At 63.5% G+C, this 26,133-nt stretch carries 26 protein-coding genes and 1 tRNA gene; 14 read left to right on the top strand and 13 right to left on the bottom strand.

Going from position 1 to position 26,133, the window contains the following annotated elements; genetic code table 11:
• Window positions 1–68 precede the first annotated feature (68 nt).
• A complete protein-coding gene (gene ggt, locus LB558_RS09540) occupies window positions 69–1,661 on the bottom strand; it encodes a gamma-glutamyltransferase (RefSeq protein WP_224697325.1) in 1,593 nt (530 codons plus the stop codon).
• Between the two features lie 303 nt (window positions 1,662–1,964).
• Between ggt and LB558_RS09535 the strand changes: the two genes are divergently transcribed.
• Entirely contained in the window at window positions 1,965–2,666 is a 702-nt protein-coding gene (locus tag LB558_RS09535; RefSeq protein ID WP_224697324.1) for a GntR family transcriptional regulator, read from the top strand.
• Window positions 2,667–2,729: 63 nt separating this feature from the next.
• Here the strand turns inward: LB558_RS09535 and LB558_RS09530 are convergent, their stop codons facing one another.
• Both LB558_RS09530 and LB558_RS09525 read right to left on the bottom strand, forming a co-directional pair.
• Window positions 2,730–3,488 carry an SDR family NAD(P)-dependent oxidoreductase gene (locus LB558_RS09530; RefSeq protein WP_224697323.1) on the bottom strand — a complete coding sequence of 253 codons (759 nt, stop codon included), beginning with the start codon at window positions 3,486–3,488 and terminating at the stop codon, window positions 2,730–2,732.
• A 296-nt stretch (window positions 3,489–3,784) separates the two neighbouring features.
• Window positions 3,785–4,780: a LysR family transcriptional regulator gene (locus LB558_RS09525; RefSeq protein ID WP_224697322.1), complete on the bottom strand. Its 996-nt coding sequence runs from the start codon at window positions 4,778–4,780 to the stop codon at window positions 3,785–3,787.
• Window positions 4,781–4,848: 68 nt separating this feature from the next.
• Between LB558_RS09525 and LB558_RS09520 the strand changes: the two genes are divergently transcribed.
• Both LB558_RS09520 and LB558_RS09515 read left to right on the top strand, forming a co-directional pair.
• Window positions 4,849–5,178 carry a nuclear transport factor 2 family protein gene (locus LB558_RS09520; protein ID WP_224697321.1) on the top strand — a complete coding sequence of 110 codons (330 nt, stop codon included), beginning with the start codon at window positions 4,849–4,851 and terminating at the stop codon, window positions 5,176–5,178.
• Window positions 5,175–5,963, top strand: coding sequence for an SDR family oxidoreductase (locus LB558_RS09515; RefSeq protein ID WP_224697320.1), 789 nt, complete (start codon window positions 5,175–5,177; stop codon window positions 5,961–5,963). The genes LB558_RS09520 and LB558_RS09515 overlap by 4 nt, the downstream gene beginning before the upstream one ends.
• Before the next feature lie 338 nt (window positions 5,964–6,301).
• On the opposite strand, the gene LB558_RS09510 is transcribed toward LB558_RS09515, so the two are convergent.
• Window positions 6,302–6,378 (bottom strand) — tRNA-Arg (locus LB558_RS09510).
• Window positions 6,379–6,633: 255 nt separating this feature from the next.
• Entirely contained in the window at window positions 6,634–8,136 is a 1,503-nt protein-coding gene (locus LB558_RS09505) for a sensor histidine kinase (RefSeq protein ID WP_224697319.1), read from the bottom strand.
• 278 nt (window positions 8,137–8,414) lie between these two features.
• On the opposite strand from LB558_RS09505, the gene rpmH reads away from it, so the two are divergent.
• The 4 genes from rpmH to LB558_RS09485 all read left to right on the top strand — a co-directional run bounded on the left by rpmH (window position 8,415) and on the right by LB558_RS09485 (window position 11,484).
• Entirely contained in the window at window positions 8,415–8,549 is a 135-nt protein-coding gene (gene rpmH / locus LB558_RS09500) for a 50S ribosomal protein L34 (protein ID WP_008833937.1), read from the top strand.
• A 16-nt stretch (window positions 8,550–8,565) separates the two neighbouring features.
• A complete protein-coding gene (gene rnpA / locus LB558_RS09495; protein ID WP_027040126.1) occupies window positions 8,566–8,919 on the top strand; it encodes a ribonuclease P protein component in 354 nt (117 codons plus the stop codon).
• 14 nt (window positions 8,920–8,933) lie between these two features.
• A complete protein-coding gene (gene yidC, locus LB558_RS09490; protein ID WP_127294616.1) occupies window positions 8,934–10,745 on the top strand; it encodes a membrane protein insertase YidC in 1,812 nt (603 codons plus the stop codon).
• 178 nt (window positions 10,746–10,923) lie between these two features.
• Window positions 10,924–11,484 (top strand): fasciclin domain-containing protein, encoded by a 561-nt coding sequence (locus LB558_RS09485; RefSeq protein ID WP_224697318.1) that lies wholly within the window; start codon window positions 10,924–10,926, stop codon window positions 11,482–11,484.
• Between the two features lie 174 nt (window positions 11,485–11,658).
• Here LB558_RS09485 and LB558_RS09480 read toward each other — a convergent pair whose 3' ends face one another.
• From LB558_RS09480 to LB558_RS09470, 3 genes are read right to left on the bottom strand one after another with little or no spacing between them, the layout of a single operon-like run.
• Window positions 11,659–13,200 (bottom strand): DHA2 family efflux MFS transporter permease subunit, encoded by a 1,542-nt coding sequence (locus LB558_RS09480; protein ID WP_224697317.1) that lies wholly within the window; start codon window positions 13,198–13,200, stop codon window positions 11,659–11,661.
• Window positions 13,197–14,489, bottom strand: coding sequence for an HlyD family secretion protein (locus tag LB558_RS09475; protein ID WP_224697316.1), 1,293 nt, complete (start codon window positions 14,487–14,489; stop codon window positions 13,197–13,199). Before LB558_RS09475 ends, LB558_RS09480 begins: the two co-directional genes overlap by 4 nt.
• Window positions 14,482–14,946: a MarR family winged helix-turn-helix transcriptional regulator gene (locus LB558_RS09470; protein WP_224697315.1), complete on the bottom strand. Its 465-nt coding sequence runs from the start codon at window positions 14,944–14,946 to the stop codon at window positions 14,482–14,484. Before LB558_RS09470 ends, LB558_RS09475 begins: the two co-directional genes overlap by 8 nt.
• A 178-nt stretch (window positions 14,947–15,124) precedes the next feature.
• Between LB558_RS09470 and LB558_RS09465 the strand changes: the two genes are divergently transcribed.
• From LB558_RS09465 to yihA, 3 genes are all read left to right on the top strand, one after another.
• Window positions 15,125–15,439, top strand: coding sequence for a hypothetical protein (locus tag LB558_RS09465; RefSeq protein WP_224697314.1), 315 nt, complete (start codon window positions 15,125–15,127; stop codon window positions 15,437–15,439).
• 123 nt (window positions 15,440–15,562) lie between these two features.
• Entirely contained in the window at window positions 15,563–16,201 is a 639-nt protein-coding gene (locus tag LB558_RS09460; RefSeq protein WP_224697313.1) for a CatB-related O-acetyltransferase, read from the top strand.
• Complete coding sequence (gene yihA / locus LB558_RS09455; RefSeq protein WP_024502094.1) at window positions 16,198–16,857, top strand: ribosome biogenesis GTP-binding protein YihA/YsxC; 660 nt, start codon at window positions 16,198–16,200, stop codon at window positions 16,855–16,857. The genes LB558_RS09460 and yihA overlap by 4 nt, the downstream gene beginning before the upstream one ends.
• Window positions 16,858–16,902: 45 nt before the next feature.
• Here yihA and LB558_RS09450 read toward each other — a convergent pair whose 3' ends face one another.
• On the bottom strand, window positions 16,903–17,637 hold the full coding sequence (locus tag LB558_RS09450; protein WP_127260542.1) for a TetR/AcrR family transcriptional regulator: 735 nt from the start codon (window positions 17,635–17,637) through the stop codon (window positions 16,903–16,905).
• A 132-nt stretch (window positions 17,638–17,769) separates the two neighbouring features.
• On the opposite strand from LB558_RS09450, the gene LB558_RS09445 reads away from it, so the two are divergent.
• Together LB558_RS09445 and LB558_RS09440 are read left to right on the top strand one after the other, a co-directional pair.
• On the top strand, window positions 17,770–18,966 hold the full coding sequence (locus LB558_RS09445; RefSeq protein WP_224697312.1) for an HlyD family secretion protein: 1,197 nt from the start codon (window positions 17,770–17,772) through the stop codon (window positions 18,964–18,966).
• 22 nt (window positions 18,967–18,988) lie between these two features.
• Window positions 18,989–20,581 (top strand): DHA2 family efflux MFS transporter permease subunit, encoded by a 1,593-nt coding sequence (locus LB558_RS09440; RefSeq protein WP_224697311.1) that lies wholly within the window; start codon window positions 18,989–18,991, stop codon window positions 20,579–20,581.
• A gap of 121 nt (window positions 20,582–20,702) precedes the next feature.
• On the opposite strand, the gene msrB is transcribed toward LB558_RS09440, so the two are convergent.
• From msrB to LB558_RS09420, 4 genes are all read right to left on the bottom strand, one after another.
• Window positions 20,703–21,206 (bottom strand): peptide-methionine (R)-S-oxide reductase MsrB, encoded by a 504-nt coding sequence (gene msrB / locus LB558_RS09435; protein ID WP_224697310.1) that lies wholly within the window; start codon window positions 21,204–21,206, stop codon window positions 20,703–20,705.
• A 230-nt stretch (window positions 21,207–21,436) separates the two neighbouring features.
• The gene (locus LB558_RS09430) at window positions 21,437–21,994 is read right to left on the bottom strand and encodes a fasciclin domain-containing protein (RefSeq protein ID WP_224697309.1); all 558 of its coding nucleotides are present in this window, start codon (window positions 21,992–21,994) and stop codon (window positions 21,437–21,439) included.
• Window positions 21,995–22,216: 222 nt separating this feature from the next.
• Entirely contained in the window at window positions 22,217–22,945 is a 729-nt protein-coding gene (locus LB558_RS09425) for an anti-sigma factor domain-containing protein (RefSeq protein ID WP_224697671.1), read from the bottom strand.
• Window positions 22,942–23,481: a sigma-70 family RNA polymerase sigma factor gene (locus LB558_RS09420; RefSeq protein ID WP_224697670.1), complete on the bottom strand. Its 540-nt coding sequence runs from the start codon at window positions 23,479–23,481 to the stop codon at window positions 22,942–22,944. Before LB558_RS09420 ends, LB558_RS09425 begins: the two co-directional genes overlap by 4 nt.
• A 148-nt stretch (window positions 23,482–23,629) precedes the next feature.
• On the opposite strand from LB558_RS09420, the gene LB558_RS09415 reads away from it, so the two are divergent.
• Window positions 23,630–25,129, top strand: coding sequence for an amidase (locus LB558_RS09415; RefSeq protein WP_224697308.1), 1,500 nt, complete (start codon window positions 23,630–23,632; stop codon window positions 25,127–25,129).
• A 103-nt stretch (window positions 25,130–25,232) separates the two neighbouring features.
• Window positions 25,233–26,126 carry an acetylglutamate kinase gene (gene argB, locus LB558_RS09410; protein WP_013528489.1) on the top strand — a complete coding sequence of 298 codons (894 nt, stop codon included), beginning with the start codon at window positions 25,233–25,235 and terminating at the stop codon, window positions 26,124–26,126.
• Window positions 26,127–26,133: the final 7 nt, after the last annotated feature.

The raw sequence follows: 26,133 nt of genomic DNA, 5'->3' as shown, positions 1-26,133 counted from the left end.
GACTATTGGCGGGAGCCCTGCTGACGGGCTTGCCTCGATATGGATACGCCATTGGACAATGGATCGCCTCAATATCCAAGCGCCAAACCATCCTTGCGCGGATCGGAGGCGCCGGTCAGCGTCCCTTTCTCCCAGTCGATCAGCACCACCTGTCCGCCACCAAGCGGATGATGCGGCTCGGTGATGCGGTGGCCGCGTCGGCGCAGGCCCTCGATCGCCTCCGCGGGAACGCCACGCTCGGCCTCAACAGTGTCGTCCTTGTAAAACACCCGCGGTGCATCCAGTGCCTGCTGCGGGTCCATGCCGAAATCGAGCATGTTGGTCAGCAGATGGACATGCCCGAACGGCTGGTAGCCGCCGCCCATGACGCCGAACGGCATCACGACGCGGCCGTTCTTCGTCGCCATGCCCGGCATGATCGTGTGCATCGGCCGCTTGCCGGGCGCGATTGCGTTCGGGTGCGCAGGCTCAAGGCGGAAGCTCGAGCCGCGGTTCTGTAGCACGATACCGGTCTTCGGGCCGACGACGCCGCTGCCGAACGAATAGTAGGTCGAGTTAATGAAGGAGACGGCGTTGCGGTCGCGGTCGACGATGGAGATGTAGACCGTGTCGCTGCCGGGCAGCTCCACGCGCGGCAGATGCGTCATGGCGCGGTCGCGGTCGATCTCGGCGCGCAGCCGGTCGGCATAGGCGCCGGACAGGAGCTGCTTGACCGGCACCGGGACCTGGTCCTGGTCCTGGTCGCCGACGTAACGGTCGCGGTCACGATAGGCCAGGCGCCCGGCCTCGATCTCCAGATGCAGGCGCTCGGCCCCATTGGGATCGAGCCCGCCTAGCTTGAACCCCGACAGCACGTTCAGCATCAAAAGAGCCGTCAGCCCCTGATTGTTCGGCGGCATCTGGTGGATATCGTGGCCGCCATAGGAGGTGCTGACCGGCGCCACATAGTCGCCTTTGGTGGCGGCGAAATCCTCGGTCGAATGAAGTCCGCCCAATTCGTTGAGCCGGCTCACCATATCGTTGGCGACCGCGCCTTCGTAGAAACCGGACCGGCCGTGTTTGGCGATGATGCGCAAGGTCGCCGCCAGTTCCGGTTGCCGGTGGACGTCGCCAGCCTTCGGCGCCTTGCCGCCGGGCAGGAAGATGCGCGCGGCATGCTCGTCGGCCGACAGGTCGGTCTCCGGTTCGGCCCAGTCGAAGGCGACGCGGTCGTGCACGACATAGCCGTTTTCGGCATAATGGATGGCCGGCGCCAGCGCCTCGGCAAGGCCCTTGCGGCCATGGTCCTCCAGCAGGCGGCTCCAGGCGTCGACGGCGCCCGGCACGGTGACAGCATGCGGGCCCTGCAACGGGATGCGATCGAAGCCTTTTTCGCGGTACCAGTCGACCGTCGCCCCGGCAGGCGCGCGGCCGGAGCCGTTGAAGGCCAGCACATTGCCTTGTCCTCCGGCAGAATAGAGCACGAAGCAGTCGCCGCCGATGCCGGTCGACTGCGGCTCGACCACGCCCTGCACGGCGGCGGCGCAGACCGCGGCATCCATGGCGTTGCCGCCGGAGCGCAGCATGTCGATGGCCGCAAGGGTTGCAAGCGGATGCGAGGTCGCGGCGACCGCCTCGGTGGCACGAACCGGCGAGCGGCCGGGAAACTGGAAATCACGCATTCTGTCTGGATGTCCCATGGTCGTTTCTGCGAATTGGTGTGGTGAAATCAATGCCGCCGGCCGAGATTCTGTTCATTTTTCGGCCCTCCAACCGTGTTCCCATTGTTTTTGATTTGGCATGCTATTTTGTATACAATTCCTAGAGATCGATGTTGTCAACACCGCCGGCGCGCTCGAAATCTACGCGCTTCGTGCCGGACCAGGTGGTGAGGGACGGCGTCGCCGGGGCGTGGCAAATGATGCGGACTGCGGCTACATCTGTGTGTGTTCCGGCTGAACGGCCGGAGAAGTGAGAAGGGAAGCTTGGCCAAGGAAACCAAAAATACGTTGCGCGACTCGGTCTATTCCGCGCTCAAGGCGATGATCGTGACCGGCCAGATTCCGCCGGGCTCGCGTGTCACCGAAAACGACATCGCCGCGAAGCTGACTGTCAGCCGCACCCCGGTGCGCGAGGCCTTTAACCGCCTTGAGCGCGACGGCCTGGTCACCGGCCGGCCGCGCCAGGGCTATGTCGTCACCGAGTTCGACATCACCATGTTCCGCGAGGCCTTCGAGATCCGCGAACTGCTCGACGGCCATGCGACGGAACTTGCGGCAGCGGCCGCGACGGAACAGGACAAGGCGCGGCTGCGCGCCATGCTGGCCGAATGCGAGCGGCTGGCCGCCATTCCGGAACGCACCAACCGGGAAAAATTCCAGGAACTGGAAGTCGGCATCGACCTGCACCGCGTCATCGCCGAAATCAGCGGCAATGTCATGCTGCACAACATGCTGGGCGGCATCCTCGACAAGTGCCAGCACTATGTCTGGACCGAACTCCTGTGGCTGGACGAATGGAAGATCGCCCGCGATGAGCATGCCGAGATCGTCGATGCCATCTGCGCCGGCGATGCCGCCAGAGCCGGCACGCTGGCGCGCGCCCATGTGCGGGGCTCGCGCGACAATGTCTTGCGCCTGCTGCAGGCGAAGTCGGATTATCGGAACTTTCTGACCAAGGCGTCTTGAGGGGCGAGGAGCTTGGGCGAGGCGTGCCGCCGAATGACCCTGACGACAAGCGCCTTTGAGCCTTCAGCCCTTGCGCTCCTGAAGGCTGTTGCCGCCGTCGACCACCAGCAGGGCGCCATTGACATAGCTGGCGCCTTCCGAGGCCAGGAACACCACCGCGGCGGCCACCTCATCCGGCCGCCCGGCCCGCCCCGGCGGCGTGTGCAGGGCGGCTTGCCGCTCCATCTCGCTCGACGAACCCGTTTCGATCCAGCCGGGCGCCACGGCATTGGCTGTGATGCCGTTTTTCGCCCCTTCGAGCGCCAGCGTACGCGTCAGGCCGACCATTCCGGCCTTGGCGGCGGAATAGGCTGATGTGCCTTCGAAGGAAACGAGCGGCCCGGTGACCGACGCCACATTGACGATGCGCCCGTAGCCCGCTTCGACCATCGCCGGCAGAAAGGCCTTCGTGACGAGGAATGCGGTCTTCAGGCTGACGTCGATCCCCTGGTCCCAGTCGGCCTCGGTCATGGCGAGAAACGCCTTGTCGGCCGATGGCGACGCCAGCGAGCCCATGCCGGCATTGTTGACCAGTATATCGACCGCGCCGACATCGGCCCGCAGCCGCGCGACATCGTCTGCGATAGTGAGATCGGCGACCACGGCTTGGGCATCGATGCCTTCTGCACGGAGCTCAACGGCGCGATCGAGCACACGCGCACTGGCACCGGTGAGAAAAACCGTATGGCCGGCATGGCCGAGCTGCCGGGCAATGGCAAAGCCGATGCCATCGGCCGCTCCTGCGCCGGTGATAAGTGCGCGCCGGATGCTGGTAGAAGACATGGTCAAATCAGGCTCCGCTGGTTTCCGCCTTGTCTGCGCCGTCGAGCAGCAGCGGTCTCAATCAACGAACCATAGTCCATGGATGGTTTTGGCGCGCCCGAAGAGATGCAGCGCACGATCCACTTACTCATTGGTTCTGTTTGTCTATTTTCATCGTAACGTAGCATGCCTGGAGCATGAACTCGTGACAAATACCAGTTGCGACCGAGCTGGCACGGACTTCTTGGCAATGACTGATTCGGGGTCGGAAGCTGCCGGTCTGCTTTATGCAGCCAGCACGGAAAGCATGCGCGGGCTCATGGCCCTTCCCAACCTATGGATGGCTTCAGGGTGTTGCTGGCTCCACTTTGCCGCCGCGCGAAATCGACGAACGCCTTGAAGGCAGCGGTTGGGTTGCGGCGACTGGGATAGTAGAGGCTCAAGGGAGAGAGCGTGGGTGTCCAATCTTCAAGCACGCGCACGAGGCGGCCTGCCTCGATGTCGTCGCGGACGTCGAATTCCATCGCCAGAGTGAGGCCGACGGAAGCGAGGGCGGCGGTACGTGCGAGGCTCGCTTCGTCGAGGGTGACGGGGCCCTCAACGTCGATATGGACCGATTGTCCATCCTTCTCGAACGGCCAACGGTAGATCGCGCCATCGGGAAGCCGGACGCGGAGACAGGAATGCTCGACGAGGTCCTGGGGGATCAGGGGCGTCCCGTGCGCTTTCAAATAGCTCGGTGCGCCTACCACAACGTTGCGCCGCGCGACACCTAACGGCAGTGCGATCATGTCGGCCGGCACAAGGTCTGAGCTACGGATGCCAAGGTCGAAGCCGCCCGCTACAATGTCCACCAGGCGACCCTCTGTGACGATGTCGATGTGGACCTGAGGGTGCACGGACAGGAACGGTAGGACGAGCCACGAGAAGATTTCCCGTGCCGCTGTCGGAAAGGCGTTGATGCGCAACGTGCCCGAAGGGGTGGCCTGTTGAGAGCGCGCAACCTCCATCGCCTCATGAATGTCCTGCACGGCAGGTGCGACTTGCGCAACGAATCGCTGACCTGCCTCCGTTAAGGAGACGCTTCGCGTCGTCCGGTTGAAGAGCCGTACCCCGAGCGTGCGCTCCAGCTTTCCCACCGCATTGCTGAGCGCGGTCGTTGAAATCCCTAGCTCAAGCGCAGCCGTGCGAAACTTGCCCCGGCGCGCAACCATGAGAACTGCCTTTAAGTCCATCAGGCTACTTTGCACAATTATCCCGATCTTCGTGATGCGACATCCCGAATTGTCCTGATTATCGCGCCAGTTGTCCATCGCTATCTTGGCAGGGCAAACACACTTGCAGCGTTCAAGGCTGCACCCGCAGTAAGAAGGAAAAAACAATGACGCTCGAACTTCCACCGCCCATCGCCGCGTATGTGGCCGCCAACGCCCGTCTCGATGTGGACGGAATGTTGAGCCCCTTCACGCGCGACGCGGTCCTTTTTGCTGATGGAGGCCGTCACGAGGGCTACGCCGGAATGCGGGCCTTGTTCGAAGAAGCGGTGATCCCGGTCAAGGCGATCTTCACGCCGGATACCGTTCGCCACGAGAACGGTCAGGTCGTCGTCGAAGGCCCTGCCCATGGCGACTTCAAGGGCAGCCCGATCCGCTTCACTTACCGCTTCACGCTCGAAAGCAATGCCATCAAAGCGCTGGAGATCACGGCATGACCATCAACGCTGATCCGACCGAGTTCGCGGGAAAGCGCGTGCTTATCAGCGGCGGCACCAAGGGTCTGGGCCGCGCCACCGTCGAACGCTTCCTGGCAGGCGGCGCCCGGGTAATCACATCCGCCCGCGGAACCCTGGAGCCCATTGATGGCGTCGAATTCGTACAGGCGGACCTGACCACGGCTGAGGGCGGAGAAGCCCTCGCCAGTGCGGCGCTCAAGCGTCTGGGCGGCGTTGACATTCTCGCCCATGTGCTCGGCGGCTCGACCACCCCGGGCGGTGGCTTTGTCGCCCTGACTGACGAGTACTGGCTTTCCGAGCTGGACCTGAACCTCCTGGCCACCGTCCGCCTCGACCGGCTCCTGATTCCGCAGATGATCGAGCGAGGCAGCGGCGTGGTGGTGCACGTCACCTCCATCCAGTCGGTCCTGCCGCTTCCCGACGCAACAACCGCCTACGCCAGCGCCAAGGCCGCACTGCGGACTTACAGCAAGTCCATCTCCAAGGAACTGGGTCCCAAAGGCGTGAGGGTCAACGTCGTCTCTCCCGGCTGGATCATGACCGAGGGGACCGATGTATTTCTCAAGCGCATCCAAGCCGCCAACGGTGGCACTATCGAGGACGCGCACCAACTCGTCCTGGCCGGCCTTGGCGGCATTGCCATCGGGCGCGGAGCCGATCCGTTCGAGGTCGCCGAAGCCATCGCCTTTCTGGCCTCGGATCGCGCCTCTTCGATCCATGGTTCGGAGCTCGTCGTCGACGGCGGCACCGTCCCGACCGTCTGATCAAAGGGACTCGTCCACGCTTGGCCGAGTTGGCCCAGCGTGGACAAACGTATGAACATGCCCTGATGCCCTCAACCTCTGCTCCCCGGCCTCAGGAGCGACTGCGGTCGCATGATCACCGGCCGCCGCGCCAAAGCTTGCGCGTTACGCGGGCCAAGCCGCGCTAACTTAGGTTATACCAGCGATGTCTTCTGGTAGCTGATACCGAATTCGAACCGATTTGCCCGCCGCTGGACGTATTTAATGCGCGCCATTTTACGCTCCGTCAGTGGCAAACGTGCAGGTCAGAATGCTGTAAAATCAACGCTTAAAGCGATTTCAAGCACTTGCTTGAAGAGTGGCGCGCCCGAAGAGATTCGAACTCCTGACCCCCAGATTCGTAGTCTGGTGCTCTATCCAGCTGAGCTACGGGCGCGCAACAGGCCATGCTTTCCATGACCCCGCGATCCGATCGTGAACGACCGGCCGCGACGAGACGTGTTCCCTAGCGACTGAATTTCGGAAAAGCAAGCCGATCCGGCAAAAGTTTTGTCACAAGTGCCTCGGCTGGCGATGATGGCCCGGATTCCGGCGCTTGGAAACGGTCCGAAGCCGAGGCCGGTTCCCTCCTCGGCAGCAAGAAGCACCTGCCCAGAGAGGCACGAGCGTCGGGCAGACAGTGCTTAAAGGGTCAGGCCGGGCGGCGCAGGCCGTTGCGGGCCTGGTCGAGCCGGACCGGCTGGTCGGGGATGGTGACGGCGAATGTGGTGCGCCCGCCAATGCTCTCGACCAGCTCCACCGTGCCGCCATGCGCGCGGATCAGTTCGTGCGCGATCGCCAGGCCAAGGCCGGTGCCGCCGCTGCGCGCCGAGCCACGAAACGCCGCGAACAGGTTTTCCCGCGCTTTCGGCGGCAGGCCGGGGCCGGTGTCGCTGACGGCAATGCGGCTGACGCTGCCCAGGCGCACGGCCGACACTGCCAGGCGGCGCACCAGGGCGCTTTCGCTGTCGGCCGCCATCGCCTGCACGGAATTCCGGCACAGATTGGTCAGCACCCGGAACAGCTGATCGGAATCGGCGTCCACCTCGAAGGCCGGCTCGACGGAATTCACGAACTCGATGCCCTGCTCGATGTCCAGCAGGCCGTGCACGTCCTCGACCAGTTGCCGCAGCCGGAGCCGGCGGCGCGCCGGCGGCGGCTCCTGGGTGCGGCCGTAGTGAAGCACGCCTTCGGAATAGGACACGGCGCGGTCGAGGGCGCGCAGCAGTTTCGGCGCGAAGGCCTGCACCGTCGGATCCTTGACCTGGCGCAGGCGGTCCGACATCAGCTGCGCTGAAGCCAGGATGTTGCGCATGTCATGGTTGATCTTGGAGACGGCCAGGCCGAGGTCGGCAAGGTGCTTCTGCTCGGAGAGCATTTTTTGCAACCGCTCCTGCATCTGCGACAGCTCGCGCTCGGCAACGCCGATCTCGTCGGCGCGGGCAGCCGGACGGATGATCCGTCCGGGATCGTCGGGCGCCTCGGAGAAGGACAGCATCGAGCGCGTCATCGTCCGGATCGGCCCGATCATGATCAGGTCGATGGCGGCATAGACCAGCATGGCGGTGAACAGCGAGATCAGCAGCGAGACGAAGGCAACGTTGCGCGAATAGCGCAGCATCGCATTGCGCAGGCTGTTGTCCGGCATGATCAGTTCGAACTCCTTGTCGGAGTCGCCGACCGGGCCGAAGACGCGCAGCATCCGGTCGCCGCCGAAAAACAGCGTGTCGAGCGCACCGGTCATGCCCTTGATCATGCCGATCGAAGCGATATCGATGTGCTCGTCGACCTTCGGCGGCATTTCGGCCACCACCAAAAGCCGCGAGACGCCGCCGTCGCGCACCGCGATCGCCTTGGCGCCGATCGCCATCAGCACGTCGTTCTGGGCCGTGCGCGACAGCGAGGTGGATTCGCCTTGCACCAGCACGATCGACACCGCCGCCGCCGTGCTCAGCCGCTCCTTCAGCCAGTTCAGCCGGTAGCTCGCGATCCAGGGCAGGAAGATCAGCACTTCGGCCAACAGCACGAAGACGATGGTCAGCAGCAGCAGCTTGGTCGACAGGCCGCGCGACAGCGGAACCGTGCGCACGGTGGCTGGCGCCTCGGTGGACCCCGCCGTGCCGATCCCTTCCTGTGCCTGTATGGTTTCGCTCATGCGGCTAATGTCTTCACGATCACTTGATCAACGCAGATTAGGCGATTACGGCTTTTTTGCCAATTTCATCCTTGGTCGCAAACATAAACCGGCCTGAACGGAGCCGGATTGCGCCCGACGACTCCGGATTGACTTCCAAAAGCCTTCTTTCTATAAGCCCGCACACGCTCGGGCCATTCGTCCCGGCGCGGTTTCGATCGCGCCAAAGCCGGCCCGGCAAAGCTCCTGTTACACAGTGACAGAATCAAGAAGGGCCGCACCCCGCGGTATTAAAACAAATGAAGCGTACCTACCAACCGTCTAAACTCGTCCGCAAACGTCGGCACGGCTTCCGTGCCCGCATGGCCACCAAGGGTGGTCGCGGCGTCGTCGCAGCTCGCCGCAACCGCGGTCGCAAGCGGCTCAGCGCCTGAACGGAAGACGAGATCGTTGCCCGCAACCGGCAAGCCAGTGGGACCAAATCCCAAGCGGCTTCTGAAGCGCGCGGAATTCCTGGCTGTCCGTCGTGGTGAAAAACGGCGCGGGCGGCTTTTTCTCGTTGAGGTTCTCGACCGCGGCGACGGCCTGTCGCCGCGCGTCGGCTACACCGTCACCAAGAAGGTCGGCAATGCGGTTGTCCGCAACCGCGTCCGGCGGCGGCTGCGAGAAGCCGTCCGCACGCATGCTGCAAGTGACATGGCGCCTGGCAATGACTATGTCATCGTCGGGCGCGAAGACGTGCTTACCACTCCGTTCGGCCAGTTGAAGGCCGAACTCTCCCGCCGACTGCGCGGAACACGATAGGCCAAGGGCTTTCGATGGAAAACAACCGGAACTTCTTCATCACCATCGCGCTGTCGGTGCTGATCCTGGCGGTATGGCAATATTTCTACGTGTTGCCGCGCAGCGAAGCGCAACGCGAGGCCGCCCGCGTCGAACAGCAGCGCGTCGAGGAGCAGAAGAAGGCCGCCGGCACCAATCCCGGTACCGACACCGGAACGCCCGCCGCCCCTGGCGCCATTCCGAATGCACCGGGAACAGACGCCGTGACGCCGGCCGGCCGCGAACAGGCACTCGCCACGACGACCCGCGCCAGGATCGACACGCCGAGCCTCGAGGGTTCGATCAACCTGACCGGCGCCCGTCTCGACGACCTCAAGCTCAAGCACTACACCGAGACGGTCGACAAGAACTCACCCGAGATCAGCCTGCTCAACCCGGCGGCACTGCCCAATGGCTACTATGCCGAGATCGGCTTCGTCGGCAACGACAAGACCGGCGCGGTGCCTGGTCCCGAGACTGTGTGGGCCGTCGACGGCAATGCGACGCTGACGCCGACGACCCCGGTTACGTTGACCTATTCGAACGACAAGGGCCTGACCTTCAAGCGCACCTTTTCCGTCGACACCAACTACATGTTCACGGTGTCCGACACGGTGCAGAATGCGGGCACGGCCGCCGTCTCGCTGTCCAATTATGGCCGCGTCACCCGCTTCGACAAGCCGCTCGTTGCCAGCACCTATGTGCTGCATGAGGGCCTGATCGGCTTCACCGGCACCGAAGGCCTTCAGGAGCACAAATACGCGTCTATCGAGAAGGACAAGCAGTTCACGCCGGGCAAGTCGACCGACGGATGGCTCGGCATTACCGACAAATACTGGGCGGTGACGCTGGTCCCGACCGAGAAGCAGCCGTTCCAGCCGCGCTACGCCTATTTCGAGGACGGCCGCCATCGCTACCAGTCCGATTTCCTCACCGACCCGATCACCGTCGATGCCGGCCAGTCGGCGACGGTGGAGAGCGAAATCTTCGCCGGCGCCAAGGAGGTCGGCAAGATCAACGCCTATGCGGAGGACCGTCATATCAAGCGGTTTGATCTCCTGATCGACTGGGGCTGGTTCCACTTCATCACCAAGCCGATGTTCTGGCTGATCGACACGCTCTACAAATTCTTCGGTAATTTCGGCCTGGCCATCCTCGCCACCACCGTCATCGTCAAGGCCATCTTCTACCCGCTCGCCAACAAGTCCTACGCGTCGATGGCGAACATGAAGAAGGTGCAGCCGAAGATGCTCGAGATCCGCGAGAAATACGCGGACGACAAGATGAAGCAGCAGCAGGCGATGATGGAGCTGTACAAGACCGAGAAGATCAACCCGCTTGCCGGCTGCTGGCCGGTGGCGCTGCAGATCCCGGTCTTCTTCTCGCTCTACAAGGTGCTCTACATTACCATCGAGATGCGGCACGCGCCGTTCTTCGGCTGGATCCAGGATCTGGCCGCACCCGACCCGACGTCGCTGTTCAACCTCTTCGGCCTGATCCCGGTCACCCTGCCGCACATGCTGATGATCGGCGTCTGGCCGCTGATCATGGGCGTCACCATGTTCCTGCAGATGCGCATGAACCCGACGCCACCGGATCCGACACAGGCGGCGATCTTCACCTGGATGCCTGTCATCTTCACCTTCATGATGGCGGGTTTCCCGGCCGGCCTGGTCATCTACTGGGCCTGGAACAACACGCTGTCGATCCTCCAGCAGGGCATCATCATGAAGCGCCAGGGCGCCAAGATCGAGCTGTGGGACAATCTGGTCGCGCTGTTTCGAAAGAAACCGTCACCGGCCGAATAGAAGGCGCAGTGCTTTCTCCAGCTTTCGAAGCCCCGCCTCGCGCGGGGCTTTTTCGTTCAAGCAGCTCCGGCATCACGTTCCCGTGATCGGCGAAACTTGCGCCCCGCCGGCGGCGTGACTGCCTGTGCGTTTCCAAAGGCTATCAATTCCGATCAGCCCTCACCCGGAGGAAGACCACATGCGCTTGCCGTCATTCAGGACCATCGCCCTTTCCGCGCTCGTCGCCGGCGTGGCGATTGCCCCGCCTGCCTATGCCAAAAACCCGAATGTCGGCGGCGCGCCGATGTACACCACCAAGAACATCGTCGAGAACGCCGTCAATTCGAAGGACCACACGACGCTGGTCGCCGCGGTCAAGGCCGCCGGCCTGGTCGACACGCTGCAGGGCGCCGGCCCGTTCACCGTCTTTGCCCCTACCAACGCAGCGTTTGCGAAATTGCCCAAGGGCACCGTCGACACGCTGCTGAAGCCGGAGAACAAGGACAAGCTCACCAAGGTGCTCACCGCGCATGTCGTGGCCGGCAAGATCTCAGGCGCCGAGATGATGAAGAAGGCCAAGGCGATGGGCGGCAAGTACGAGATGAAGACCGTCTCCGGCGACACGCTGACCGCCGAGATCAAGAAGGGCAAGCTCTACATCATGGACGAGTCAGGCGGCGAGGCGAGGGTGACGATCGCCGACGTCAATCAGTCGAACGGCGTCATCCACGTCGTCAACAAGGTGCTGTTGCCGAAGTAACGGCTTCCGGCGAAGGGGATCAAGGCAGATCCGTTGGGGCTCGGGTCTGCCGTCCCCACCTCGTGACGAGGTGCCATGTTTCTTGGGAAGCCGTCTCGGGCCGGGATCCTGTAGTCCCTCACAGGACCCCGGTTTCTCTTAACCGTTGTCTATGCGGACAAGCCTCGCGTGCCGTCACTCCATGACGGCGCTGTGGTCGATCTTGGCCGGTGTCGACGGCTTGCGCAGCAAGAGCACCAGCGGGATGGCGGCCAGCGACAGGATCATCATCAACTTGAAGTCGTTCATGTAGCTGATGATTGTCGCCTGCAGCGTCACCACGCCGTCGAGCGCGGCCCGGCCGGCGGCGCTGTATGGGTTCATCGCCTGGAAGATCGCCGGATTGCCGAACGCCTGGTTGTAAGGCGTCACATAGGTGGCGATGTTGGCGTGGTTGATCTGCACGTTCTGCGTTAACAGCGCGGTGACGACGGATATGCCGACGCTGGAGCCGATGTTTCGCGACAGATTGTAAAGGCCTGTACCTTCCGCGCGCCGCTCCGGCGCCAGCGTGGCGAAGGTGATGGTGGTCAGCGGCACGAACAGGAAGCCCAGGCCCGCGCCCTGGATGAAGCCGGTGCTGATGATCGTCCATTGCGACACATCAGGCGTCCAGCCGGTCATGTCGTACATCGCCCAGGCGGTGACCAGCAGGCCGGTTAGAAGCAGCCAGCGCGTGTCCACCTTGCCGATCAGCCTGCCGACCAGGAACATGCAAGCCATGGTGCCGAGACCGCGCGGCCCCATGACGATGCCGGCCGTCACCACCGGATAGCCCATCAGCGTCTGCAGATAGGGCGTCATCAGGGCCAGCGAGGCCAGGTAGGTGATGCCGATGATGAAGATGAAGATCATGCCGACGGCAAAGTTCCGGTCGAGGAAGAGCCTCGGGTTCACGAAGGTGTTGCGGGCGGTGAAGGTGTGGACGAGGAAGATGTAGAAGGCCGACGCGCAGATCAGCGCTTCGACGATGATCTCGGACGACGAGAACCAGTTGAGCTGCTCGCCGCGATCGAGGAACATCTGCAGCGATGCGATGGTGACGCTGAGCATGCCGAAGCCCAGCCAGTCCAGCCTCGCCTTGAGGTCCGTCTTGGTTTCCTGGACGAACATCGACACGCCGGCGAAGGCCAGGGCGCCGATCGGGACGTTGATGTAGAACACCCAGCGCCAGCTGACATTCTCGGTCAGCCAGCCGCCGATGACCGGTCCGAGCACCGGTCCGACCATCACCGAAACGCCGAACAGCGCCATCGCCGAGCCGCGCTCTTCGACGCTGTAGATATCGAGCAGGATGCTCTGCGCCAGCGGCACCAGGGCTGCGCCGAACAGGCCTTGCAGCAGGCGAAAGCCGACGATCTGCGGCAGCGACTGCGCGAACCCGCACAGTACCGACGCGACGACGAAGCCGGTGATGGATATCAAAAGGATGCGCTTGCGGCCGAAACGATTGGCAAGGTAGCCCGAAGGCGGCGTCATGACGGCCGCCGCCACGATATAGGACGTCAGCACCCAGTTGATCTGGTCGGCGCTCGCCGAAACGCTGCCCTGGATGTAGGGCAGCGCCACATTGGCGATGGTCGTGTCCAACGCCTGCATGATGACGGCCAGGATCACGCAGGCGGTGATGGCGCCACGATTGGCAACCACGCCACCTGTCGCGGACGCGCCGGTCATGACTTCTGCCCGAACCGGCCGAGGAGGTCCGTCACGAAGTCGGGCAGGCCGCGCGCGTGGCCGGTATCGATGCCGACCACGACGCTCATTCCGCCGCGCAACGGCGGCTTGCCCTGGAGATCATCGATCGTCACGCGCATCGGAATGCGCTGCACGACCTTGACCCAGTTGCCGGTGGTGTTCTGCGCCGGAAGCAACGAGAAGCTCGACGACGACGCCGGGCTGATCGAGGCGACCGTACCGTGCCAGACGGCACCGGGGTAGCTGTCGACGCTGATCGTCGCCGTCTGTCCTGGCCGCACATAGGTCAGTTCGGTTTCCTTCGGCTCCGCCGCGATCCACAGATCGGTCGCCGAAATCAGGCTGAACGCCGGCTGCGAAGCCGGCAGGTACTTGCCGACCTGAAGCGCGTCGACATTGGTGACGATGCCGTCGAACGGCGCCTTGACGATGGAATCGGTAAGGTTGCGCTGTGCGTCGTCGACCGCCGACTGCGCCTGAAGGTAGAACGGGTTCTTCTCCACAGGTTGGCTGGCCTCGCCGCCGAGCTGGGCAAGCGTCGCCTGTGCCTGCGCTTGGGCAACGGACACTTTCTGGCGGGCGGCGACGAGGTCGTGCTGGGCGCTATCGAAGGTCGCCTTGGAAGAGGTGGAGGTCTTGAGCAGATCCTGCTGGCGCTGGAAAGCGGCCTCATAATAGGGAATGTCGGCCTGCGCCTGCTCGATCAGCGCCTGCGACTGCTGGTAGCTCGCCTGCAGGGTCAGCACCTGGTTGCGGACCGTGCCGAGCTGCGCCTGGGCGGCGGCAAGAGCAGTTTCGAAAGAGGCCGGCCGCAGCCGGAAAAGCACCTGGTCCTTCTTCACCGCCTCGTTCTCGTGCACGTCGATCTCGGACACAGTGCCGGAGACATCGGTGGAAACGCCGAGCGACTGCGCCTGGATGTAGGCGTTGTCGGTCGTCATGACCTGACCGCCGATGACGTAGTAATAGCCGCCGACGACCAGCGCGACCGGAAGCAGGGCAAACAGGATCGGCCGTGCCCGGCCGCGCTTGGGCTTGACCGGCGCCGGAGGCGCTTCCGCAACCCCGGCCTGGCGTGGCTCCTTGGACGGAGCCTCGAGCGCCGCCGGCTCCAGGGCGACCGGTGCTTCGAGCTCGTCATTGCCGATGACGGTGCTGGCTCGCCTTTGCTCGCGTTCGCTGTCCAGTCGGATGACCTGGTCGCGCGCCCGGTCGGCGGCGGATCCGCCTTCTTCGACAGGCTTCTTTGGTGAGGTTGATTCAGCCATGTATTTTCTCCCGGTCGACGGCAGGCTGGGTGCAAGCCGCGAGCAGATTGGATTTGATGAGGGATAGGGTTTGCAGCAGATGCAGTTGCGCATCCGCGGGAAGGCCGACGAAGGCCTCGTCACGCGTCTTCTGGCCATTGCTGCGCATGATTTCGATGAGCGGATGGGCATGCGGCTCCAGGTGGAGCAGCCATGTCCGGCGGTCAGCGGGATTGGGCCGGCGCTCGATGAAGCCGCTTGCCTCCATCTTGTCGAGCAGCCGGGCGAGCGTGATCGGCGTGATCTCGATAAGATCGGCCAGTTTGCTCTGGTGGATGCCTTCATGCAGGCAGAGATAGGCCAGCACCTGCCACTGGGCGCGGGTCAGCCCCGATGCCCGCGACCTCTGCTCGAACCGCTTTCGAAGCAGGCGCGCGACATCGTGCAGCACGAAGCTGATGTTGGGTGACGATGGCATGGGAGGTACTGGGGTTATTCGGTGCGACTTTTAGTGAGCATGCTTATTATCATCATGCACATAATCCCGCTGGACGCGGTGCGCAAGACGGACTAAGCCCGCCTGGAAAAAATGACGCATGGGCTGCGACCCACAAAAAGGCTCAGGTAGCAGGCCGTTGCCGGGCGAGGATACGAGGATGAATTGGCTGAAGATCGCGACCGTGGCGGCCATTGCGGGATGCCCCGGCATTGCGCTCGCAAAGGACGCCGTCAGCTGCGGCGGCGCCGCCATGCTGGGTGGCGCGCAATTGAACTGCAGCCACGTCGAACCCCAGGCGCCGCCTCAGTTTTGCACCTATAGCTGGGCTCTCCACATGCCGGCCGGCGACCAGAAAATCGTCGAAGGCAGCTTCATGCTGCCGCCCGGCGCCACGAATGTCACCGTCTATCAGGGCAGCGGTTTCGACAGTGCGCTGTCCGATCCGATCGTGATTTGCCGCGGCAGCAAATGAGCAAGGCCGTCAAGGAAAGCTCGCTCGTCGGCCGATTGGTGCTATAGGGCGGATCACGCTATTTTGAACGGGCGCATTCGAGTTTCGGATGCGCCTGGCGGCCATTTCTCTGACGGATTCGACATGGACGGACCCAACCCAGACATCAAGCACCCGATCCCGATGCATACCCGCGTCGGCTTCCTCAAGGGGCTGGTGAATGCGCCGAACATCGAGATCGGCGACTTCACCTACTATGACGACCCCGACGGACCGGACAAATTCGCCGAGAAATGCGTCCTGCATCATTATCCGTTCATAGGCGACAAGCTGATCATCGGCAGGTTCTGCGCCATCGCCGAGGGCGCGCGCTTCGTCATGAACGGCGCCAACCACGCCATGTCCGGCTTTTCAACCTACCCGTTCAATATTTTCGGCCATGGCTGGGAAAAGGGTTTTGATCCGGCGACATGGTCCAGGGAAGTGCGCGGCGACACAATCGTGGGCAACGACGTCTGGATCGGCATGGAGGCGGTGATCCTGCCCGGGGTGGAAGTCGGCCACGGCGCCATCATAGCTGCGAAGTCGGTGGTGACACATGACGTGCCGTCCTATGCGATTGTCGCCGGCAACGCGGCCAAGGTGGTAAAGATGCGTTTCGACGACCGGACAATCAGGCGGCTGCTGGCGGTGGCGTGGTGGAACTGGCCGGTGGACAAGGTCAGCCGCAACCTCGATGCTATCCGGGGTGCCAATATCTCTCTTCTGGAGGCAGCAGCTTGAACGCTCTGAACAGCAGCATAATCGGCACCGAACTGTTTACGCGCGGATGGATCTTCATCCGTGGCGTGCCGGCCATGAAGTTCCTGCCGCCGGAAGGACCGCCGGAAATCGCCTTTGCCGGCCGCTCGAATGTCGGCAAGTCGTCGCTGATCAACGCGCTGGTCAACCAGAAGGGGTTGGCGCGCACCTCCAACACGCCGGGGCGCACGCAGGAGCTCAACTATTTCGTGCCGGACGGATTCTCGGGTGAGGGCGCCGACCTGCCGCCCTTGGCGCTGGTAGACATGCCGGGCTACGGTTACGCCACCGCGCCGAAGGAGAAAGTCGACGAGTGGACCAAGCTGGTCTTCGACTATCTCAAGGGCCGCGTCACGCTGAAGCGTGTCTATGTGCTGATCGACGCCCGTCATGGCATCAAGGCCAAGGACGATGAAGTGCTGTCGTTGCTCGACAAGGCGGCGGTGTCCTACCAGATCGTGCTGACCAAGACCGACAAAATCAAGACCGCCGGCGTGCCGCGGCTGATCGAGGAGACGCTGGCAAAGATCAAGAAGCGGCCGGCGGCGTTTCCGTTCGTGCTGGCGACGTCTTCGGAAAAAGCCGAGGGCCTTCAGGAATTGCAGGCCGCGATCGTGCTCGCGGCGAATGGCGGCTAAAGCATCCACACCTTAGAGCACGGTCTAGCTAGGGCAGAGCATGGCCTAGGGCTTGGCCTCGACAGCAATCGTCTGATGGCCTTCTTCTGCCACAAGCCTTTCGGTGCCGTATGCCTTCAGGAACATGCTGACGCCTGACCTGACGATGCGGTCGATCTCGTCCTGGGTCGGGGCTTTGGTACGGTAGGCGAAGATGCACTGGCGGAACAGACCGGCCAGGCACAGCTCGGTGAACTGATAGGCGGCAAGATCGACATCGTCGATGCGCAGCAGGTCGCGCTCGATGGCGGCATTGAGAAACGCCGCGACCTTGTCGTGGCCACGCTTGGGACCGCGTTCGTAAAACCGCGCGCCCATGTCGGGTATCCGGTCGGATGCGCCGATCACCGTGCGCTGCGCCTGGATCACCTTGGCCGACGTGATCTTGAGGGCCAGCACCTTGCCGAACTTCACCAGCGTCTCGCGCAGGTTGTCGGATTTGTCCAGCACGTCATACATGTTCTTGAAGATGGTGCCGCGCTCTTCCTCGATCAGCGCTTCGAACAGCTCTTCCTTGTTGGCGAAGTAGACGTAGATCGTACCCTTGGAGACACCGGCCTCGCGGGTGATGTCGTTCATAGAGGCCGCTTCGAAGCCCTTGTCGATGAAGACACGACGGGCGCCGTCGATGATCTGGCTGCGCTTGACCGGATCCTGCCCCGCGGCCGGGCGGCCACGGCGCAAGCTTTCCAACAGGTCGTCGCACGACTCGTTTTCGACATTGGGCGGGGTCTCGGCCATGAAAGTCACACCTCGAAAATAATTCGAACCAAGCGGTTCGATTGCCCTTGATATGGTCCTCTTTACGCGCTATGTCAACGGCCGGATCGAACCGAACGGTTCAGTATTATATTATAACTTTAGAGAGATGTCATGTCCTCGAACGCGCCGACCACAGCCGAAGTCCGTCCCTTCCCCAACGCCAAGGTTGCGCCGGCGACGGAAGCGCCGGATATGCCTGTCCAGCCCGTCTCGTCCCCGCCGGCGGAGGCTCCGGCCAAGAAGAAGCGTTCGGTGCGTTCCTTCCTGCTGCCGATCATCGGCGTTGCCTTGCTGGGCGCCGGCGCCTGGTACGGTTACGATTACTGGACAACTGGCCGCTTCATGATCTCGACGGACGACGCCTATGTCCAGGCGGACATGGCGTTCATCTCGCCCAAGATTTCCGGCTATGTCGATCAGGTCAAGGTCAGCGAGAACCAGTCGGTCAAGGCCGGCGATCCGCTGCTCGTCGTCGATGACGGCGATTACAAGATTGCCGTGGCCCAGGCCGAGGCGCAGATCGCCACCTTGAGCAAGACGCTCGACCGTATCGACGCCCAGACGGACGCAGCCCGCGCCTCGCTGCAGCAGGCCCAGGCGCAGAAGGTCGCCGACCAGGCCGCGGCCGACAATGCAGCCAAGGTCGCGGCGCGCGCCTCACAGTTGCTCAAGACGCATGTCGGCACGCAGGCGCAGCTGGACGACGCCCAGACTGCGGTCCAGCAGGCCGATGCCGCCCTTGTCGGCGCCGACGCACAGATCGCCGCCGCGCACGCCAATATCGGCGTGCTGCAGGCGCAACGCGCGGAATCGGCGAGCACGCTGGCGTCCCTGCAGCTCAGCCATGACAAGGCGCTGCGCGATCTTTCCTTCACCGTGCTCAAGGCGCCTTATGACGGTATCGTCGGCAACCGCTCGGTCGAACAGGGCGACCTCGTCAGCCCCGGCCAGAAGCTCGCCGTCATCGTGCCGATGGACAAGCTCTACATCGTCGCCAATTTCAAGGAGACGCAGCTTGCCCGGCTGGTTCCCGGTGAGAAGGTCAAGATCTCGGTCGATGCGACCGACGGCCAGGACTTCGAGGGAACCGTCTCGTCGCTGGCGCCGGCTTCGGGTGCCGTGTTCTCGCTGCTGCCGCCCGAAAACGCCACCGGCAACTTCACCAAGGTCGTGCAGCGCGTTCCGGTCCGCATCGATGTGCCGGCAGATGTGCTGAAGAGCGGCAAGCTGCGCGCCGGCCTGAGCGTCATCGTCGCCGTCGACAGCCGCACCGCCCCATCCGGGTCGGGCTCAGTGGCCGCGAATTGAGCGGCCGCCAGGGAGCAATGCCATGGCAACCGCAACCCTGACAGCAGGAGCACCGCCGGCGAGGCCGGCTGTGCCTGACACCATCTCGACGCGGCGCGTCATCGCCTTCCTGGCGATGGTGTTCGGCATGTTCATGGCCATCCTCGACATCCAGATCGTCTCCGCCTCGCTGTCCGAGATCCAGGCCGGCCTGAGCGCCAGCTCCGACGAAATCCCGTGGGTGCAGACCGCCTATCTGATCGCCGAAGTGGTAATGATCCCGCTATCGGGCTTCCTCAGCCGGATGCTGTCGACACGCGTGCTGTTCACCATCTCGGCGGCAGGCTTTACCGCGGCCAGTGCGCTGGCGGCGACCGCCACCAACATCGACCAGATGATCGTCTACCGCGCCGTCCAGGGCTTCATCGGCGGCGGCATGATACCGAGCGTCTTTGCCGCTGCCTTCACCATCTTCCCGCCCTCGCGTCGCGCCGTCGTCTCGCCGATGATCGGCCTGGTGGCGACGCTGGCGCCGACCATCGGCCCGACCGTCGGCGGCTATATCAGCCATGCCATGTCCTGGCATTGGCTGTTCCTGGTCAATGTCGTGCCTGGCATCCTGGTGACAACGGCGGCCTGGACGCTGATCGACTTCGACAAGCCCAACCTCAAGCTGTTCAGCAAGTTCGACTGGTGGGGCCTCGCCGGCATGGCGGCTTTCCTGGGCTGCATGGAATATGTGCTGGAGGAAGGCCCCAACAATGACTGGCTGCAGGACCAGGGCGTCTTCATCTGCGCCATCGTCATGACCATCGGCGCGGTACTGTTCTTCTGGCGCGTGTTCACCGCCGAGGAGCCGATCGTCGACCTGAAGGCCTTCACCAACATCAACTTTGCCTTCGGCTCGCTGTTTTCCTTCGTCATCGGGATCGGCCTCTACGGCCTGACCTATCTCTATCCGGTGTTCCTCGGGCGCATCCGCGGCTACGATTCGATGATGATCGGCGAGGCGCTGTTCGTCAGCGGCCTGGCCATGTTCTTCACCGCGCCGATCTCAGGCATCCTGTCGAACAAGATGGACCCGCGCCTGATGATGATGGTCGGCTTCTTCGGTTTCGCCACCGGCACCTGGTGGATGACGCATCTGACCGCCGACTGGGATTTCTACGAGCTGCTCATCCCGCAGATCCTGCGTGGATGTTCGATGATGCTGTGCATGGTTCCGATCAACAACATCGCGCTCGGCACGCTGCCGCCCGAGCGGCTGAAGAATGCGTCCGGCCTGTTCAACCTCACCCGCAACCTTGGCGGTGCCGTCGGCCTCGCCCTGATCAACACCGTGCTGATCGACCGCAATGCCTTCCACTACGCAAGGCTCTCCGAGCATGTGCAGTGGGGCAGCGAAGCCGCGCAGACCAAGCTGCAGAACATGACGCTCAATTTCGAGCAGACCCCCGGCCTCGACGCGACAAGCGCTGCGATCTCCAAGCTGTCTGGCATGGTGCAGCAGCAGGCGGCGTTGCTGTCCTTCATGGACGTGTTCTTCATGCTGACGGTGCTGTTTGCGACGCTTGGCCTGTTCACCATGCTGATCCGCAAGCCGGCCGCGGCCGGTGGTGGTGGCGGCGGGCATTAAACAAGAGATCCGTAAGCGGCAGCTGTTTCGGGAAGCTCCTCCAGTCCACGCCCGAAAAGCTCTGACCGCGCAAAAACTCCGGGCCGCAAGCCCGGAGTTTTTTGCATTCCAGTTTATGGTCTCAAGCCGTGGCGGGTTTGAAGGTCAGTGCCACGCCGTTGATGCAGTGGCGCAGGCCGGTCGGCGCCGGGCCGTCGTCGAAGACGTGGCCGAGATGGCCGCCGCAGCGGCGGCAATGTGCCTCTGTGCGGGTCATGCCGAGCGACCGGTCCACGGTCGTGCCGATCGCCTTGGGGATCTCTTGCCAGAAGCTGGGCCAGCCGGTGCCGGAATCGAATTTCGTCTCGGACGAATAGACCGGCAGGTCGCAGCCGGCACAGGCGAAAATGCCCTTGCGATGTTCGTTGAGCAGCGGGCTGGTGCCGGGATACTCAGTGCCTTCCTTGCGCAGCACGTCGAAAGCGGCCGGCGACAGGATGGCTTTCCACTCGGCGTCGGTCTTGGTGACTTCGAACTTTTCGGCCGCCCGCGCTGCCTGCGGATCGCCCATGCGCAGCATCGTTGCCGCGGCCCCGATCACGCCGATGGCGGCGGCACCGCTCAAAAGAAAATCGCGACGGTTCATGACCAGTTCCTCCTGATGTCCTTTTGCCAAACTATACCGCCGCGCGGAAATCAAAAGCCGGTGACGGTGGCCCCCGAACGAACACTCCGCGCCGTCCCACATCTGAACGTGGACGACGCGGAGTGCGCGGGTCAATTGCGGATCACGGGAGCGGGATCATGCAATCGACGGAGGGTCCTTGCCGTCAGTTCGCCGGCAGCAAGCCCCTTGTTACATCTTGGCCCCCCTTTTTACATTTTAGGGAGCAGAACCTTGTCGATGACGTGGATGACGCCGTTGGACTGTTCGACATCGGCGATCGTCACATTGGCGACATTGCCGTTCTCGTCGGTGACGGTGACCTTGCCGCCCTCGGCCTTGAGCGAAAGCTCGCAGCCGCCGACCGTCTTGACCTTGTGGGTGCCGCCGTCGGCCTTGGCCATCGCGGCCACATCCGCTCCCATCGCCTTGGCGCCGATGACATGGCAAGTCAGGATCTTGGTGAGCTTATCCTTGTTTTCGGGCTTGAGCAGCGTCTCGACCGTGCCGGCCGGAAGGGCTGCGAAGGCCTCGTTGGTCGGCGCGAACACGGTGAACGGACCGGCGCCCTGCAGCGTCTCGACAAGGCCGGCGGCCTTCACGGCGGCGACCAGCGTGGTGTGATCCTTCGAGTTCACGGCGTTCTCGACGATGTTCTTGTCGGCAAACATCGCGGCGCCGCCAACCATCGGGTTTTCGGCATAGGCGGCGGTGGCAAGAGCGGAAACGGCGATCGTGCCGGCGAGCAAAAGGGTGGCGTATCTACGCATGATGTCAAACTCCTCGGGTTTTTCTCTTCCCATCTTTGGGGACGCGAGGAGATACGGAACAAAATCGCCCGAGTTTCAGAAATATTGTGATTTTTGATTTTATCCATCGCGCCAGAGGGATTTTTCCGAACATTGGGTCGCCGGCCAACATGTTGTCTATCGGCGTGTTCGGCGAAAGATAGACTTATGATAGTCTGGTGTGATTTTTTAGGCGCAGAGAAGTCAGATACTCTTCAGGTCGCCGGCTGCAACCACCGGTCCGGTCGGCTGTCCGGTCGGCGAACCGCCTGACGGCTCGAGGCTGACGGCAAGCACCGCGCCCTGGGCAAGTTTCTGCTGGGCCGCCGGCGAGACGACGATGTGCGCCGTCGACCCGACCGGAATGACGCCCATCGAGACCGGCGGGTTCTTGCCCTCGATCATCCACAGCTCGAAGTCCTTGCCGGAAGCGCGCTCACCGGAGACATGCGACAGGCCGACTTCGTGATGCGCGGCGTCGTAGACCGCAAGATATCTGACGTCGCTGCCTTCGGCGGCCAGCGAAGCGACGAGGCGCGCCTGCGGCTGCTCGACCGGCGGGTTGAGGACTGGCACGGCGATGTAAATCGCCAGTGCCGCAACCGCGGCAGCGGCAAGGCCGCGCCAGAAGGCGAGGCTGGACCACAGGCCGCCGCGCGACTCGGCGGGCGTGGCCACGGAAGCGGCGGACGCGAACAGGCGGCGATCGATCGCAGGCTTGATCGAAGCCGGCGGCTCGATCTCCGGATAGGCGGCAGCCAGCGGTGAAAAATTGACCTCCCAGCCCTCGACAAGACGGGCGAAAACCGTATCCGCATCGATGCGGCGGGAGACGATCTTGCGTTCGTCGGCATCGAGCACGCCGAGAACGTATTCGGCGGCGAGCAGGTCGTCGCCTCCACGTTCCGGTCCTGTGTCTTCTGCCAGCGTCATCTTTCCAGACATTCTCTGAGTTTCAACAGGCTGCGGCGCAGCCATGTACGCATCGTGTTCAGCGGCACGCCATGGCGCTCCGCCAGTTCGGCATAGCTCTCGCCCTTGAGATAGGCGCCCCGGACGGCCGCCGCCCGGTCCTTTTCCAGCTCATCGAGACAATGGTGGATACGTTCGGTTTCGTCGCCCGCCACCGCCATCGCTTCAGGCCCCGGCGCCGGATCGGCCACGTCGAGCGCGGCATCGATATCGACGGCGGGTTTGCGCCGCGCTCTGATGCGATCGATCGCATGGTTGCGCGCTATCGCCACCAGCCAGGAGATCGGGCTTAGATCGGATACCGAAAAACGATCCGCCTTCGTCCATATCTTGACGAAGACTTCCTGTAGCGCTTCTTCCGCATCTCCCCGGTCGTTCAATACACGAAGGCAGACGCCAAAAAGTTTCGCGCTGGTCTGCCGGTAAAGCAGATCGAACGCGGCCCGATCCTTCATCGAAGTCCGGACGATCAGCTTGGTGATGTCCTGCGGCGTCATGTGCGGCAAGTTAGGCGATTGCAATGTATTTGCAACGGCGGAAATAACCTTGTGCACGCCCAAGCTTGCGTGTCGCCAACCTGGGTCTATCCCTCGATTGCCAATGAAGTCGCCACTGGCTAGCTTGCTGGCGGTGATGGGGGCACGCATGTCGGTTGAACATACACTGTGGGCGCAAGACGCGACCGGCCTCGCCAATCTGGTCCGCAAGGGTGAGGTTTCGGCCGTCGAACTGACCGACGCGGCGATTGCCCGCGCCGAGGCCACCCGTCCCGACATCAATGCCACGGCCGAGCCGCTCTACGATGCCGCGCGGGCGCGTGCGAAGACCATCGACCGCTCGCTGCCGCTGGCCGGTGTTCCCTTCGCCATCAAGGATCTCGGCATCGCCATCAAGGGCGTGCCGACGCATGGCGGCAGCCGCATTCCGGCATGGCTGGCCGATGTCAATTCGGTGCTCACCGACCGCTATCTCGCTGCCGGGCTTATCCCGATCGTCACCTCGACATCGCCGGAGCACGGGCTTCGATTGATGACCGAATCCAGGGCCTTCGGCATCACCCGCAATCCGTGGAACACCGGTCACACCAGCGGCGGCTCGTCGGGTGGTGCGGCTGCACTGGTCGCCGCCGGCGTCGTGCCGGTGGCGCATGCCTCGGATGGCGGCGGCTCGATCCGCGTGCCTGCCGCCTGCACCGGGCTTGTCGGTCTGAAGACGTCGCGCGGCCGCACCCCGCTGACGCCCCTGGTGAGCGAAAGCTGGTACGGCATGGTCGTCGATCATGCGCTCACCCGTTCGGTGCGCGATTGCGCGCTGCTGCTCGACCTCACCCATGGACCCGACCTCCTGTCGCCCTATGCCGCCCCGTCGCCGAAGGGCACGTTCGCGGCCGCTGCCGCACGCGATCCCGGCAAGCTCAGCCTGGCCGTGTACCGCAAATCCCCGCTTGGCCTGCCGATCTCGGACGAGACGCTCATGGCGCTCGACACGGCGGTGGCGCTTGCCCGCGAGGGCGGCCATACGGTCGAGGAGATCGACCTGGCCTTTATCGGCCGCGATTTCTTCGCCGATTTCTGCAGGACGGTTGCTTCCGCCGTCGCTGGCACGATGCGGGCCGAAGCGCTGCGCGTCGGCCGTTCCGTTACCGGCGACATCGAGCGGGCGACGCGCGTGCTCGCCCGCTTCGGCGAATTGGTGTCGGCCGGCGAAACCTATGCCGACCTGCAGCGGCTGCATGCCGCCTCGCGCCGCCTGATTTCGGAGACCGCGCGGTATGACGCCGTGCTGATGCCGGTCATTGCCCACCCGCCGCTTGCCTGCGGCGGCATGGATCCGAAAGGCGCCGACGAACTCATCGAGAACCTGCTCGACAAGCTTCATCTGACGCCCTTGCTGAAGCTGAAGCCGTTCTTCGGCCAGTTGATGGACAAGAGCCTCTGGTTCACCCATTGGCCTGCGATCCAGAATGTCAGCGGCCAGCCGTCGATCGCCCTGCCGGTCCATGTCACTGACGCCGGCCTGCCGATCGGCATCCAGGCTGCGGGCCGTCCGGGCGACGAGGAGACGCTTTTGTCGCTCGCCGCGCAGATGGAGAAGATCTCGGGTTGGTTGGGCCGCAGGGCGCCGCTGATGGTGCCGACACGATGACGAGGTCGTGAAGCACTCGAATATGACAGCAAAGCCATTTGCGGGCGGCGCCAATTCCCGCTAAGACGCCGCCGTCCTTACCGATCTCCAGGGAACCAAGCCGATGACGGAAATAACCGCCACCGCCGAAATGCAGGCAGCCCTGTTGTCGCGGGCGCTGCCCTACATGCAGCGCTACGAGCACAAGACGGTCGTGGTGAAATATGGCGGCCACGCCATGGGCGATATCGAGCTCGGCAAGGCCTTCGCGCGCGACATCGCGCTCCTCAAGCAATCCGGCGTCAACCCGATCGTCGTCCACGGCGGCGGCCCGCAGATCGGCGCCATGCTGGCCAAGATGGGCATCGAATCCAAGTTCGAGGGCGGCCTGCGCGTCACCGACCAGAAGACGGTCGAGATCGTCGAAATGGTGCTGGCCGGTTCGATCAACAAGGAGATCGTCGCGCTGATCAACGCCGAGGGCGAATGGGCGATCGGCCTGTGCGGCAAGGATGGCAACATGGTGTTTGCAGAAAAGGCCCGCAAGACCATGATCGATCCGGACTCCAACATCGAGCGGGTGCTCGATCTCGGCTTCGTCGGCGAGCCGGTCGAGGTCGACCGCACCTTGCTCGATCTTCTGGCACGCTCCGAAATGATCCCGGTGCTGGCGCCGGTGGCGCCAGGCCGCGACGGCCACACCTACAACATCAATGCCGACACCTTCGCCGGCGCCATTGCCGGCGCCTGCCAGGCGACGCGCCTGCTGTTCCTGACGGACGTGCCGGGCGTGCTCGACAAGAACAAGAAGCTGATCGACGAGCTGACCGTGGCCGAGGCCAAGGCGCTGATCAAGGACGGCACGGTCTCGGGCGGCATGATCCCCAAGGTCGAGACCTGCATCGAAGCGATCGAGCGCGGCGTCGAAGGTGTCGTCATCCTCAACGGCAAGACGCCGCATGCGGTGCTGCTGGAACTGTTCACCGAACACGGCGCCGGCACGCTGATCGTGCCCTGAGGGGCTC

The sequence above is a fragment of the Mesorhizobium sp. CO1-1-8 genome (assembly GCF_020164875.1).
GTDB lineage: Bacteria > Pseudomonadota > Alphaproteobacteria > Rhizobiales > Rhizobiaceae > Mesorhizobium.
The sequence above is the reverse complement of the archived record's forward strand: the minus strand, read 5'-3'. Positions and strand labels throughout refer to the sequence as shown.